This is a genomic window from Bacillus sp. 16GRE42 (assembly GCF_019837435.1).
GTDB lineage: Bacteria > Bacillota > Bacilli > Bacillales > Bacillaceae_G > Bacillus_A > Bacillus_A wiedmannii.
In genome coordinates, this window is sequence record NZ_JADAXF010000001.1 from 12320 (window position 1) to 26611 (window position 14292).

The window sequence follows — 14292 nt, forward strand, 5'->3', positions numbered from 1 at the left end:
TGTGAGTAAATTTAATCACCATCTTAATGTTTACGTAATGAAATCAAAAAAGAACCCCAATGGTATTCCATCAAAAAGGAATTCCATTGGGATTCTTTATTTTTTTAATTTGTAATAGCGTATATTTTCACTGTGAATTTGTTAGTGGCACCAATTGGACTTGCAATATAATATTTAGTATTTGTGTAGGCTTCAGTCCTAGATCCATGTGAAATATTTTTCCAAAGAGTAGAATCTGTACCTAGGGAAACGTCGATCATTACATTGAAAGAAATAGAAGAAGGATAATCTTTTTCTGAAGGTTCAATAACCCATTTTAATTCCTTAGTACCTACAGGTAAACTATCAATTTTAAAGTTTTGACTGGATCGGTTTTTTTGTCCGGATAAAGGACTAGATTCGGATGAAATCTGCGAAATTAATACTTCTTTTTCATTCGAATGTATACCATTTAATTTAATGATACTATCAATTAAACCTGGCCCAGGAAAATCAGCTGCGATGATACCGGAATGTTTAATTCCACCTTGTTGCAAGAGTTCGGTCCCAAGTGTATTCATACCACCATAATATACTTGTCCATTTTTATCGCGGGGGAAATCACTCCACGCATTAGTGAAATTCGTTTGAATCAACTTAGGATTACTATCAGTATTTCTGTTCTCTTTTCCACTTGCAACAAACCATGGATATACATTATTTAAAAATGCAGCTGCACCACCTGTACCGCTAAAATGGTTGAGATATATTTTTCCATTATTAAAGTTAGTATTTGCATTTTGTAGATGGGTTTTTACCGCATTCCATTTTCCATATATTTCGTCTGGACCGCTTCCAATTTCAAATTTATCTTGTATATTCAAACTTTCGTAATCAACACCGTAATATTGAGAGGATGTAAAGTTTTGTAAGATTACAATTTTACCCCGGATATCTCCTAAAGTAGGGTTGTTTCTATCTGTAGTTGGTACGGAATTAGGGTCCCAAAAATATGAAGCATTAACGTTTTTATATTTTAAAAATATCTCCTCAAATGATAGTGATCCACTTTCAGGAGTAGTTTCTTCTTTTAAGCGCATTAAAATTGTTTCTGTCGGATAATCTTTTAAAAATTGAATTGCCTCTTTTAATACATCTTCAAACACTGCTTTTTGATTTGCAATACCATGGTACATTGCAAAAGAATCTTTTACACGTTTAACACGCATATCTACATATCGAATTCCAGAGTTTAATTGTTGGGGTAGACTCATAGTTTGATTTCTTGTCAAATTTTCATCAAGAAAACTTGCGCCATGTAAAGCCATTGTACCGTGAGTCCCTGGAATAGATAATTCACTTAATTTTATTGAATTTGCTACTTTCGACATCCAAGCTGGATTTTGATAGCCTATATTGGATTCATAGGAATAACCGGGATGACTATCAGCAAAAATAGTAGATGGTGTACTTAAACTTACTAGTGTAAAACAAGTAAGGATGCTAATTTTAAAGAAGTTGTTCATTTTGTTCATTTTATCTCTCCTGACCTTTAAACAATAGTTAAAATAAGATGGTTTTTTACTATATTTATTGTTGTCATTCTTTAAATAATGAATTGTTGTATTTGAAAAAAATTAAAAAATAGGAGGTGTAAGTTATTTGAGACTTTAATAATTTGTTGTAATGAATTGTACCTAATAGCCAAACGGATTCTTAAAGAATCGAAGTATGGACTCGAAAAAACAACCTTTTATCGTATTGTATACAAACAAAACAGAAGCCTTAAAAAAGACTTCTATTTTATGACATATAATGAATGATAAGCTGGTTAACAAATCAAGATAATGTGACTGAGTGGTAAAAATCTATTAATAGCTGTTTCAGAATTTCTTATAACAAGGCTACTTAGGAAAAGTGGATCTCTACAATGCTAATAAAAATTTAAAAATTCTATTCATTAAAACTTAAACTAACTACAGTTGCGATAGATTGGGCTGCATGTTCCCAGCTGCCATCTATAACTTTCCCAATCTGCTGACCAAGTGCATTTAAATCATTTGGATTAACTGGGATCCCATTATAAGCAGCAAGAATTGATAAAAGTGGAGCAGCAAATGGTGTCCAACCACCTCTATCAATATTAAATACAGGCTTATCTATTACCTTTCCATCTTGCACTGTAAACTCATAATAAAATTGATCATCTGGACGAAAACTTAAATGATGAGAAATTTGTCCCTTAACATATGTTTTACCGCCACCTAAATTTACTACTTCAATTGGTTTTACATTAAATTCATGCTCAAATACTTTAATTTTTTTAACTTCTGGACCATTTAAGGCAGCCTTAACCGCTGTTTCCAAATTATTTTGTGCGAATGGTTGAATACTCATTTGTACCTCTTTTTGTTGGATAGGAGCCTCTTTTTCTGCAGCAAACACCGATGTAGTCGGTAGTGCACCTGTAGCTAATGTAGCTGCAAGTGCTGTCGTCATCATGATTTTTCTTTTCATCTTCATAGTTTTCTTCCTCCCTTAAAGTAATGATATATAATTTTTTAAAGACTGACATGGGGCAATATTTTATTTCATAATGCACGCAAAAACTAGGTTAAGAATTATGTCAGAAAATCAAAATTAATTATATATTCATTTACAATGATATCTATCTACACATGTTTTTTCAATTTTCTAACAAATGGCACAATAATAACTTTTCATAAGGTAATTTAGTGTTTCAATTCTCTCTATGCACGTTTTAAACAAATTAAAATCGGAGTGGTAATAATATATTTACAAGCAAATGTCGTATATAATTTGAGAAAAGTACACAATTTTTTTATAAAAAACTATAGGAATTATCGTTATATCGTTATCAAACTAAGTAAGATAAATAATAATATGATGAAGAGCTTCCAGTGATTCGCTATAAATTCACTGAAAAATGAGCATGACATCATACACTCATGCACGACAACTAGGATATCAAAGCTCCACTTTATAGCGAATGAGCTAATACGAATGAGATTGAAAAATTTTATTAGTGGCGTATAAAACTATAACAAATACTACAAATCAATTAAAAAATTTCAGTTATTCTGAATGCGAAGGGTACGTAATATTTATTGTGAACTGTAGTACTGATCAAGATTTTAGGAGGAAATATGAACAAAAAGACTAAAAGAATCATATTACTTATTAGTATTTTAGTAAGTTTTAGTATCTTTTTATATTCACAAAACAATTTAATAAGTATAATTGAAGTTAATATAACATCTAATAAAATCCCCTCTTCTTTTAAAGGTTTTAAAATTCTACAAATTTCAGATTTACATAATAAAAAATTTGGCGACAATCAAGAAACTTTAATTCAAAAAGTAAAAAGCATAAATCCAGATATTATTGCTATTACGGGTGATCTAATTGACAGTAAATCATACGATGCAGAAGTTAGTCTGGAATTAATACGAGGGCTTGTAAAGGAGTATCCTATATATTTTGTGACAGGAAACCATGAAAAATGGTCAGGAAAATATAATGATTTAGAGAAAGAGTTGAAGCAACATCATGTTACTGTTTTAAGAAATGAACATGTAAGTATTCAAATAGGGGGACAAGACATACATATACTTGGTATTGATGATCCGGAATTTGTTACTGGAAACCGTGATGAAGGAAATGTTGTAAAAGATGAAATTATAAAAGCGAAATTTGAAATGCAGCCGGATACATATAATGTATTACTATCCCATAGGCCTGAATTTTTAACAGAGTATGCTGATGAGCAAATAGATTTAGTGTTATCAGGGCATGCTCATGGAGGGCAAGTTAGATTGCCATTTATCGGAGGTTTAGTTGCGCCAAATCAAGGGATTCTCCCTACATATACAGCCGGTTTATATGAAAAACAAAATACGTCTATGGTAGTAAATAGAGGACTAGGTAATAGTATCATACCGCAAAGGATTTTCAATAGACCAGAACTTGTAGTCGTACAGTTAAATTGAACTGTACGATTTTTTGTATAGAAAAATAAGCCATATGTAATTTATACAAGTTAACATTACAATTTTGTTAAAAATTTTCTACGTTACATAAAGTAACAAAATTTGACCCAGAGAGTTTGTTATAGTGTAAATAATCAAAAAACTTAAAAATTAGTCGAGTGAAAAGTGTGATAAGTAATTCATGAAAAAACTTAAAGGGGTGTACACATGCATAAAGAATATGAAATTGAAGAGTATACGGCGATTGAGGAACAAATACATTATTATTGTAAATGTTTATTAGTAAGTCATCCTGATCAAATTATAAAGTATTTAGAAAAAAGGTTAGAAAAATATGCAGAAACATTACAATATGCCCATTTATATCCCGACACAGTTATATTACCGTTACAGCAATTAGTTATCGAATATTCTTTAGATGTTGCTAGAATTAGAAAATATATGAATTTAAAAACGTAAAATGAAATATATAATTTAAATGAAACAGAGTCGACTTTAAGAAATGATATTCTAATGTCGACTCTGTTTCATTGTTTAAGATTGAAAATACATATTAATCAATGAATTTTGACATATAATTACGCAAGAGTAAAATGAAAGTGAGTACTCACTCATTTTTGAAAAGGAGGAAGAATACGTGCAGCAACCTGCCATTATTTTACGGACTGTATCAAAAAGTTTTGGAAAAAAAGAAGTAATACACAATCTTTCATTGCAAGTTGAAAAAGCAGAGATATTTGGTTTAGTTGGGCCTTCAGGTTCAGGGAAAACGACTCTTATTAAATTGATTGCAGGTATTAATGAGGCAACAGAAGGTGAAGTGCTTGTTTACAACACGAACATGCCTAATTTAAATGAAATGAAAAGAATTGGTTATATGGCTCAGGCTGATGCATTATACGAAGAGCTATCAGCATATGAAAATGCAGATTTTATTGCAACGATGTATGGATTAAAGGGAAAACATAAAAAAGAAAGAATCGAAGAGGTTTTTGACCTTGTACAATTATCACAACATATAAGACAGCAAGTGCAGCATTTTTCAGGTGGGATGAAGAAGCGTTTATCATTAGCGATAGCACTCCTTCATGAACCTGAAATATTAATTTTAGATGAGCCAACAGTGGGGATAGATCCACTTCTTAGAAAAACAATCTGGGAAAAATTTTATGATTTGAAAAAGAAAGGCACAACTATTATTGTAACGACGCACATTATGGATGAAGCTGAGTTTTGTGAGCGTCTAGGGTTGATTAGAGAAGGAAAGCTAGTTGCGACTGGAATACCTGAAGAATTGAAAAAACGGGTATCATCAGGACGGATTGAAGATGTCTTTTTGTTGGAAGAGGTGGCCCTATCATGAGAGTTACTGGTGTAATCATTCGTATTATTCGCCAATTTTTTCGAGATAAACGTTCGTTAGCGATGATGTTTGGGGCACCCATGTTATTACTTTGGTTATTGTCTCTAGTGTTTACACAAAAAGACTATGTACCGCATATCGCTGTAGTTGATGTGCCTGCTCCTATTGTAAAAACAATGAAAACTCAAGAAGCCTCAATTTATGAATACGGCAAAGAGAAAGCAATTTCAGAGTTAGAACTGCAAAAGGTAGATGCAATAATTTATTTAGAGAATGGGAAAATGAATCTTTTATTAGAAGGAAGTGATTCATCAAAAAATCGTGCTGTACTTCAAGTTTTACAAAAGAGTTCAGAAAAGAATGATGTATCAGTTATGAAGCCTGAAGTAAATTACTTACATGGCTCTAAAGACTTTACAATGTTTGATGGGCTTGGTCCCGTATTGATTGGTTTCTTTACATTTTTCTTTGTATTTATATTGTCTGGAGTTTCCTTTGTTAGAGAACGTTTAAGTGGTACATTAGAGAGGTTATTGTCCACTCCAGTGAGAAGATGGGAAATAGTTGTAGGATATATTATTGGTTTTGGAATCTTTGCATTTATACAATCAATTATAATCGTGAATTTTTCAGTTTATATTTTAGACTTGTATGTAGCTGGCTCCATATGGCTAACGCTACTTATTACATGCATGCTTTCTTTAACGGCATTAACTTTAGGGACGTTTTTATCAGCATACGCAAATAATGAATTTCAAATGATCCAGTTCATACCGCTTGTCATTGTGCCACAAATTTTCTTTTCTGGGTTGTTTCCAATCGAATCTATGAATAAGTGGCTACAAATGTTAGGGAAATTATTTCCACTCACATATGGAGCTGACGCAATGAGACAAGTGATGATTCGAAATCAAGGATTTACAGAGATCGCATTAGATCTTACTGTATTACTACTTTTTTCTCTATTATTTGCAATAGGGAATGTATTTGCATTAAAGAAACATCGGAAAATATAATGATGATACAAAGGGGCATTGTAGATGAAGAAGGATTGGCTGGATGAATTAATTGCCGCAACTAATACGGATAAACGAAATGAACGTCAAATGCGTATTTTAGAGGCAGCTGTTGATATGTTTGGAGAAAAAGGATATGCATCAACTTCTACAAGTGAAATTGCAAAGCGTGCTGGTGTAGCGGAAGGAACAATCTTCCGCTACTATAAAACGAAAAAAGATTTATTGTTAGCGGTCGTCATGCCGACATTAACAAAGTTTGCTGCGCCATTTTTCGTACAAGCCTTCGCAAAGGAAATATTTAAATCGGAGTATGAATCATATGAAGGGCTTCTAAGAGTTGTTATTCATAATAGATTTGAATTTGCAAAAAAGCATTTTCCAATGATAAAAATATTAATTCAAGAAGTGCCATTTCAGCCAGAATTAAAAAATGAAATACAACATTTAGTAGAAACAGAATTACTTTCACATTTTAAAAAGTTAATTGTAAAGTTTCAAGAGGAAGGGGAGATTATTGAAATACCGCCATCTTCTGTATTACGTCTTACTTTATCAGCTGTATTAGGTTTACTATTAACAAGGTTTTTATTATTGCCTGAAGAAAAATGGGATGATGAAGTGGAAATTGAAAATACGATTCAATTTATATTGTACGGATTAACACCACGGAGGTAATGTGATGCGCCAATTTGCTAAACCGAAAATTATTGTAAGTAAATGTTTAGAATTTGATGCCTGTCGTTATAATGCAGAGATGATTCCAGATGTAACAATACGAAATTTGCAACCATTTGTTACATTTCTCCCGGTTTGTCCAGAAGTAGAAATTGGTTTAGGAGTACCTCGCGAAACGATACGAATGGTAGAAGAAAATGGCGTAAATAGACTTGTGCAACCGTCGACACGAGAAGATGTAACTGAAAAAATGGAGCAATTTTCAAATGACTTTTTACAAACGATATCCGATGTGGATGGTTTTATTTTAAAGAATCGTTCGCCAAGTTGTGGTACGCGCGATGTGAAAATTTATTCTGGTTTTGAAAAAGCGCCAGTAAAAGGAAAGGGATCTGGCTTATTTGGCGGAGCAGTAATAAAAAAATTTTCGCATCTTCCAATTGAAGAAGAGGGTAGATTGTCGAATTTTATTATTAGAGAACATTTCTTTACAAGACTGTTTACAATCGCGCATTACAAAATGATTAAACATACTAAAAACATAAAAGAACTCGTATCATTTCAATCAGACTATAAGTATTTATTTATGGCATATAATCAAGTGAAACAAAAAGAATTAGGGCGTATTATTGCAAATCAAAAAAATGAAACGATTGAAGTTGTATTTGATAAGTATGAGAAGACTTTATATGAATTATTTATGCGCACCCCCCGCTATACATCGAATGTAAATGTATGTGAGCATATTTTTGGATATTTTAAAACAAAGTTGAAAAAACAAGAAAAAGATCATTTTTTAGATTTGATACAAAAGTATATAGAAAAGAAAGTCCCGCTTAGTAGCTTACTTACAATTTTAAAATCATGGGCCATTCGATTTGACGATAAGTATTTATTAAGACAAACATATTTTGAACCATACCCTGAAGCTTTAGTAGAAATTTCGGATTCGGGAAAAGGTAGAGATTATTAAACAATAAATTACATAATTCGACACAAAACTTCCTATTTTGTTGTAGAACAATGTAGGAATTTTTTTGTGCATTGGTACAGAATCTGTTTTAAAATTAAGTTATGACAGAATTGTAGAAATTATCTAACTAATATTCGTGTCTTTTAAGAAGCAATGTTTGTAGTAGAAACTCGCACGCTGTCGAAACTCAATATTCGATAAGGGGTGTGTAGCGGAATGGAATTTACTCTAACTCGCGAAAAACAAATGATTAAAGAAATGGTACGTGACTTTGCTGAAAAGGAAATCGCACCGAAAGCTGTGTATTATGACAAAACTGCGGAGTTTCCATATGAAACATTTCAAAAAATGGGCGAACTAGGATTATTAGGTATCCCATTCCCTGAAGAGTATGGAGGTTCAGGTGGCGATACTGTATCGTACGCGTTAGCAGTTGAAGAAATTGGTCGTGCTTGTGGTGGGACAGGATTAAGTTACGCTGCAACAATTTCATTAGGTGCTTCTCCAATTTATTATTTCGGTACAGAAGAACAAAAACAGAAATATTTAGTTCCAATGGCGTCAGGTAAAACATTAGGTGCTTTCGGATTAACTGAGCCGAACGCTGGATCTGATGCAGGCGGCACACAAACGAAAGCTGTATTAGATGGAGATGAATATGTTATTAGTGGTGAAAAGTGTTGGATTACAAATGCAGAGTATGCAAATACAATTATTGTAACCGCTATCAATGGTGTTGAAGATAATGGTAGAAAACGTATTTCGGCATTTATCGTACCGACTACAAGTGAAGGATTAACGATCTCAAGTCCTTACGATAAGATGGGTGTTCGTGCTTCTAATACATGTGAAATCGTACTTGATGGTGTACGTGTACCGAAAGAAAATATTCTTGGTGATGTAAATAAAGGATTTAAACAATTCTTATATACACTTGATGGAGGACGTATTTCAATCGCAGCATTAGCAGTAGGTATTGCACAATCTGCATTTGAACGTGCGCTGCAATATGCGAAAGAACGTCAACAATTTGGAAAGTCAATCTCTAATTTCCAAGCGATTCAATTTAAATTAGCTGATATGGCGACTGAAGTAGAACTTGCACGTAATTTAGTACATAAAGCGGCTTGGTTAAAAGATAATGATAAACCTTTCGGTAAAGAAGCGGCTATGGCAAAGTTATTTGCATCTGAGGCGGCTAGTCGTATTGCAAATCAAGCGGTACAAATTCATGGTGGATACGGCTATATGCGTGAATATGAAGTGGAACGACATATTCGTGATGCAAAACTATTAGAAATTGGTGAAGGAACTTCTGAAATTCAACGTCTCGTAATTGCAAGACATTTAGGATGTAGATAAAAAGGAGGAATCACTATGTTTCAAAAAATATTAATTGCTAATCGCGGGGAAATCGCAGTTCGTATTATGAAAACTTGTCAAAAACTTGGCATTCGCACTGTTGCTATTTATTCTGAGGCTGATGAAAATGCCCTACATGTAAAAATGGCAAATGAAGCTTACTTAGTAGGTGGACCGCGTGTCCAAGAAAGCTATTTAAACCTTGAAAAAATTATTGAAATAGCTAAGAAGACAAATGCTGAAGCAATCCATCCGGGATATGGATTATTATCAGAGAATCCATCCTTTCCGGTTCGCTGTAGAGAAGAAGGAATTGTATTTATCGGTCCATCTGAAGAAATTATTACGAAGATGGGAAGTAAAATCGAATCTCGTATTGCAATGCAAGCTGCAGATGTCCCAGTAGTTCCAGGTATTACTACAAATATTGAAACTGCCGAAGAAGCAATTGAAATTGCAAAACAAATTGGTTATCCATTAATGCTGAAGGCATCCGCAGGCGGCGGAGGCATTGGAATGCAGTTGATGGAAACTGAGCAAACGCTCACCAAAGCATTTGAAAGTAACAAAACAAGAGCACAAAACTTCTTCGGTAACGGAGAAATGTATTTAGAGCGCTATATTGCAGATGCACATCATATTGAAATTCAGCTTTTAGCAGATACACATGGTAACACAGTGTATTTATGGGAGCGTGAATGTTCCGTGCAGCGCCGAAATCAGAAAGTAATTGAAGAAGCACCTTCACCATTTTTAGATGAAGGTACGCGAAAGGCGATGGGAGAAGTTGCTGTACAAGCTGCTAAAGCTCTAGGCTATACAAATGCAGGTACAGTTGAGTTTCTTGTAGATGATCAGAAGAACTTTTATTTCTTAGAGATGAATACGAGATTACAAGTAGAGCATCCAGTTACAGAAGAAATTACTGGTTTAGATCTTGTAGAACAACAACTTTTAATTGCATACGGTGAGAAACTATCATTTACACAAGATGATGTAAAACGTAGTGGTCATGCCATTGAGGCACGTATTTATGCAGAGGATCCGAAAACTTTCTTCCCATCACCTGGGAAAATTACAGATTTAACGCTTCCATCAAATGTACGTATTGATCACTTTTTGGAGAATCAAGTCACGATTACACCTTTTTACGATCCAATGATTGCGAAAGTCATTGCTCATGGTGAAACTCGTGAAGAAGCAATTTCAAAATTACATGATGCTTTAGAAGAATTAAAAGTAGAAGGTATTAAAACAAACACGCCAATGCTACTTCAAGTATTGGAAGACGATGTGTTTAAAAGTGGTATTTATACAACGGGTTTTGTAACGAAACAACTTGTTAAAAAATAAGATTTAACAATATTAAGGGGGAAAAAATGATGACGAAGGTTTATGCATCGATGGCAGGAAATGTATGGAAGATTGTTGTAGGAGTAGGAGATACAGTAGAGGAAGAGCAGGATGTCGTCATTTTGGAATCTATGAAAATGGAAATTCCAATCATTTCAGAAGAAGCTGGCACAGTTATGAAAATTAATGTGCAAGAAGGCGATTTTGTAAATGAAGGAGATGTATTACTAGAGATTGAATAGGGAGATATAGGGGGAAGCGAATTGAAACTACCTAATTTTGCTGTCATTAAAGAAGTCGGGCCACGTGATGGCTTACAAAATGAAAAAAAGATTGTTGGCACAAAAGATAAAGTAAAATGGATTCAACTACTTACAGAGGCGGGATTATCGTATGTTGAAGTTTCCTCATTCGTTCACCCTAAATGGGTCCCTGCATTAGCAGATGCAAATGATGTGTTTTCTGAGCTGAAAAGGGATCCCAATGTTACTTATGCAGCGCTTGTTCCAAATCAAAATGGTTTGGAACGAGCTTTTTTGCAAAATGTAGATGAGGTGAATGTTTTTTTATCAGCAAGTGAATCTCATAATAAAAGTAATATTAATAAATCAATTAAAGAAGCATTAGTTGTAATTGAAGATATAACAAAACAGGCATTATTCGAAGGGAAAAAGGTAAGAGGCTATGTTTCTACTGTATTTGGCTGTCCTTATGAAGGAGATATAAGTGCCACAGCAGTTGACGAATTATGTAATCAACTATTTTCATACGGCATTTATGAAGTATCTCTTGGTGACACGATTGGTGTAGCGAATCCGTTACAAGTAGAGCAAGTTTTAGAACATTTATTGAAGAAATATGATGCTTCGCAGTTTGCAATGCACTTCCATAATACGTATGGAATGGCTCTGGCCAATGTAGTTAAGTCATTAGAATATGGTATTACAACATTTGATAGTTCTTGTGGTGGTCTTGGGGGCTGTCCATATGCACCAGGAGCATCAGGCAATGTTGCAACCGATGACTTAGTTCATATGCTCCATAAGTTAGGAGTCCAGACGAATATTGATGAAGAAAAGTTATTGAGAGCAAGTCAATTTATTCAAAGTAAATTAAATATTCAATTACCGAGTCATGTGTATAGAGCGCTTCAACATAAAACGATAAGTAGGTGAGAAGATGCTACAACTACAAAACATTTCAGTTAATTATGTAACACCTCACGTTGTAAAGATTTCGTTATATCGTGAGAGACAAGCAAACTCATTATCTTTAGCGTTATTAGAAGAGTTACAAAACATATTAACTCAAATAAGTGAAGAGTCCAATACTCGTGTAGTTATTTTAACAGGTGCTGGTGAAAAAGCGTTTTGTGCTGGTGCTGATTTAAAAGAACGTGCTGGTATGAATGAGGAACAAGTTCGCCATGCTGTTAGTATGATTCGCACTACTATGGAGATGGTTGAACAATTACCACAGCCAGTTATTGCTGCTATAAACGGAATCGCCCTTGGTGGCGGTACGGAATTAAGTTTAGCTTGTGATTTTAGAATTGCGGCTGAATCTGCAAGTCTTGGACTTACTGAAACTACACTTGCAATTATACCAGGAGCAGGTGGTACGCAGCGTTTACCAAGATTAATTGGTGTTGGTAGAGCGAAAGAATTAATTTATACAGGCAGACGTATTTCAGCGCAAGAAGCAAAAGAATATGGTTTAGTAGAATTTGTTGTACCAGCTCATTTACTTGAAGAGAAAGCGATTGAAATAGCAGAGAAAATTGCTAGTAATGGTCCTATTGCTGTTCGATTAGCAAAAGAAGCAATTTCAAACGGTATTCAAGTTGATTTACATACCGGATTACAAATGGAAAAACAAGCGTATGAAGGTGTAATCCATACGAAAGATAGATTAGAAGGATTACAAGCATTCAAGGAAAAACGCACACCAATGTATAAGGGGGAGTAAATATGTTAGACCAAAAACAACAATCGAATACATTTGAAGAACGAGTTGAAACGATTAAACAAGGCGGCGCACCAAAGTATCACGAACAAAACAAAGAAAAAGGAAAACTATTCGTTCGAGATCGCTTAGCTCTTTTATTTGATAATGGTGAATATGTAGAAGATGCATTATTTGCAAATTGTGAACAAACAGGATTACCTGCTGATGGTGTTATAACGGCAACGGGTAAAATACATGGTCGTACTGCATGCGTAATGGCAAATGATTCAACCGTAAAGGCTGGATCATGGGGTGCACGTACAGTTGAAAAGATTTTACGTATTCAAGAAACGGCAGAAAAATTACGTGTTCCGTTATTTTATTTAGTTGACTCTGCTGGAGCGCGTATTACAGATCAAGTAGAAATGTTCCCAGGGCGCCGCGGTGCAGGAAGAATCTTCTACAATCAAGTGAAATTATCAGGTAAAGTTCCTCAAGTATGCTTATTATTTGGACCTTCGGCAGCTGGTGGCGCATATATTCCAGCTTTTTGTGACATTGTTATGATGGTAGAAGGAAATGCATCTATGTACTTAGGTTCTCCTCGTATGGCGGAGATGGTTATCGGCGAGAAGGTAACTTTAGAGGAGATGGGCGGAGCTCGTATGCATTGCTCTGTATCAGGATGCGGAGATGTTTTATGTAAAACAGAAGAAGATGCGATTACACAAGCAAGACAATACATTTCATATTTTCCAAACAACTACTTAGAGAAGACTCCATTGGTTACACCTCAAGAACCGAAACAATTCGAAAAAACGTTAGAACAAATCATTCCAGAAAATCAAAATGCTCCTTTCAATATGAAAGATCTCATTAATAGAGTTATTGATGAAGGTTCTTTCTATGAAGTGAAAAAATTATTTGCTCAAGAACTAATTACAGGCTTGGCACGTATTGATGGTAAGCCAGTTGGTATTATTGCAAATCAACCGCGTATGAAAGGCGGCGTATTATTCCACGATTCAGCGGATAAAGCAGCGAAGTTTATTAATTTATGTGATGCATATCATATTCCGTTGTTATTCCTTGCAGATGTACCTGGATTTATGATTGGTACAAAAGTAGAGCGTGCTGGTATTATTCGTCATGGTGCAAAGATGATTTCTGCAATGAGTGAAGCAACTGTACCGAAAATTTCTATCGTTGTTCGTAAAGCATACGGTGCTGGTTTATATGCAATGGCAGGTCCAGCCTTTGAACCAGATTGCTGCCTAGCATTACCGACAGCTTCTATTGCAGTAATGGGTCCAGAAGCGGCAGTCAATGCTGTATATGCAAATAAGATTGCAGCTTTACCAGAAGAAGAGCGTAATAGCTTCATTGCTGAAAAACGCGAAGAGTATAAGAAAGATATTGATATTTACCATTTGGCATCAGAGATGGTCATTGATGGTATTGTTCATCCAAACAATTTAAGAGAAGAGTTAAAAGGACGATTCGAAATGTATATGAGTAAATATCAAGTATTTACAGATCGTAAACATCCTGTTTATCCAGTTTAAAAGCCCTATTTAGGGCTTTCTTGCTCAAAAAGTCAAGGAGGGGAAA

The 14292-nt window shown here is 34.4% G+C and carries 14 protein-coding genes; 12 read left to right on the forward strand and 2 right to left on the reverse strand.

The features are described from left to right. Positions 1–104: 104 nt before the first annotated feature. Together ILS93_RS00045 and ILS93_RS00050 are read right to left on the reverse strand one after the other, a co-directional pair. On the reverse strand, positions 105–1514 hold the full coding sequence (locus ILS93_RS00045; RefSeq protein WP_154131482.1) for a phosphatidylinositol-specific phospholipase C: 1410 nt from the start codon (positions 1512–1514) through the stop codon (positions 105–107). Between the two features lie 418 nt (positions 1515–1932). After that, positions 1933–2502: a hypothetical protein gene (locus ILS93_RS00050; protein ID WP_064475280.1), complete on the reverse strand. Its 570-nt coding sequence runs from the start codon at positions 2500–2502 to the stop codon at positions 1933–1935. Between the two features lie 644 nt (positions 2503–3146). On the opposite strand from ILS93_RS00050, the gene ILS93_RS00055 reads away from it, so the two are divergent. The 12 genes from ILS93_RS00055 to ILS93_RS00110 all read left to right on the forward strand — a co-directional run bounded on the left by ILS93_RS00055 (position 3147) and on the right by ILS93_RS00110 (position 14246). Further along, the gene (locus ILS93_RS00055) at positions 3147–3989 is read left to right on the forward strand and encodes a metallophosphoesterase (protein ID WP_098103460.1); all 843 of its coding nucleotides are present in this window, start codon (positions 3147–3149) and stop codon (positions 3987–3989) included. Between the two features lie 207 nt (positions 3990–4196). Then, positions 4197–4448 carry a hypothetical protein gene (locus ILS93_RS00060; RefSeq protein ID WP_000548621.1) on the forward strand — a complete coding sequence of 84 codons (252 nt, stop codon included), beginning with the start codon at positions 4197–4199 and terminating at the stop codon, positions 4446–4448. Between the two features lie 178 nt (positions 4449–4626). Continuing rightward, positions 4627–5352: an ABC transporter ATP-binding protein gene (locus ILS93_RS00065; protein ID WP_064475282.1), complete on the forward strand. Its 726-nt coding sequence runs from the start codon at positions 4627–4629 to the stop codon at positions 5350–5352. Next, entirely contained in the window at positions 5349–6368 is a 1020-nt protein-coding gene (locus ILS93_RS00070) for an ABC transporter permease (protein WP_098103539.1), read from the forward strand. The genes ILS93_RS00065 and ILS93_RS00070 overlap by 4 nt, the downstream gene beginning before the upstream one ends. A gap of 24 nt (positions 6369–6392) precedes the next feature. Then, positions 6393–7046: a TetR/AcrR family transcriptional regulator gene (locus ILS93_RS00075; protein ID WP_064475284.1), complete on the forward strand. Its 654-nt coding sequence runs from the start codon at positions 6393–6395 to the stop codon at positions 7044–7046. A gap of 4 nt (positions 7047–7050) precedes the next feature. Next, positions 7051–8019, forward strand: coding sequence for a YbgA family protein (locus ILS93_RS00080; protein ID WP_098103540.1), 969 nt, complete (start codon positions 7051–7053; stop codon positions 8017–8019). Between the two features lie 216 nt (positions 8020–8235). After that, the gene (locus ILS93_RS00085) at positions 8236–9381 is read left to right on the forward strand and encodes an acyl-CoA dehydrogenase (protein WP_000397276.1); all 1146 of its coding nucleotides are present in this window, start codon (positions 8236–8238) and stop codon (positions 9379–9381) included. Positions 9382–9396: 15 nt separating this feature from the next. Next, positions 9397–10734, forward strand: a complete 1338-nt coding sequence (locus ILS93_RS00090; protein WP_000486754.1) for an acetyl-CoA carboxylase biotin carboxylase subunit — start codon at positions 9397–9399, stop codon at positions 10732–10734. A gap of 26 nt (positions 10735–10760) precedes the next feature. Next, positions 10761–10976: an acetyl-CoA carboxylase biotin carboxyl carrier protein subunit gene (locus ILS93_RS00095; RefSeq protein ID WP_001987345.1), complete on the forward strand. Its 216-nt coding sequence runs from the start codon at positions 10761–10763 to the stop codon at positions 10974–10976. Positions 10977–10997: 21 nt separating this feature from the next. Then, positions 10998–11909 carry a hydroxymethylglutaryl-CoA lyase gene (gene mvaB / locus ILS93_RS00100; RefSeq protein WP_000775428.1) on the forward strand — a complete coding sequence of 304 codons (912 nt, stop codon included), beginning with the start codon at positions 10998–11000 and terminating at the stop codon, positions 11907–11909. Positions 11910–11913: 4 nt separating this feature from the next. After that, positions 11914–12702 carry an enoyl-CoA hydratase gene (locus ILS93_RS00105; protein WP_048546966.1) on the forward strand — a complete coding sequence of 263 codons (789 nt, stop codon included), beginning with the start codon at positions 11914–11916 and terminating at the stop codon, positions 12700–12702. A 2-nt stretch (positions 12703–12704) separates the two neighbouring features. Further along, entirely contained in the window at positions 12705–14246 is a 1542-nt protein-coding gene (locus ILS93_RS00110; protein WP_064475286.1) for an acyl-CoA carboxylase subunit beta, read from the forward strand. Positions 14247–14292 lie beyond the last annotated feature (46 nt).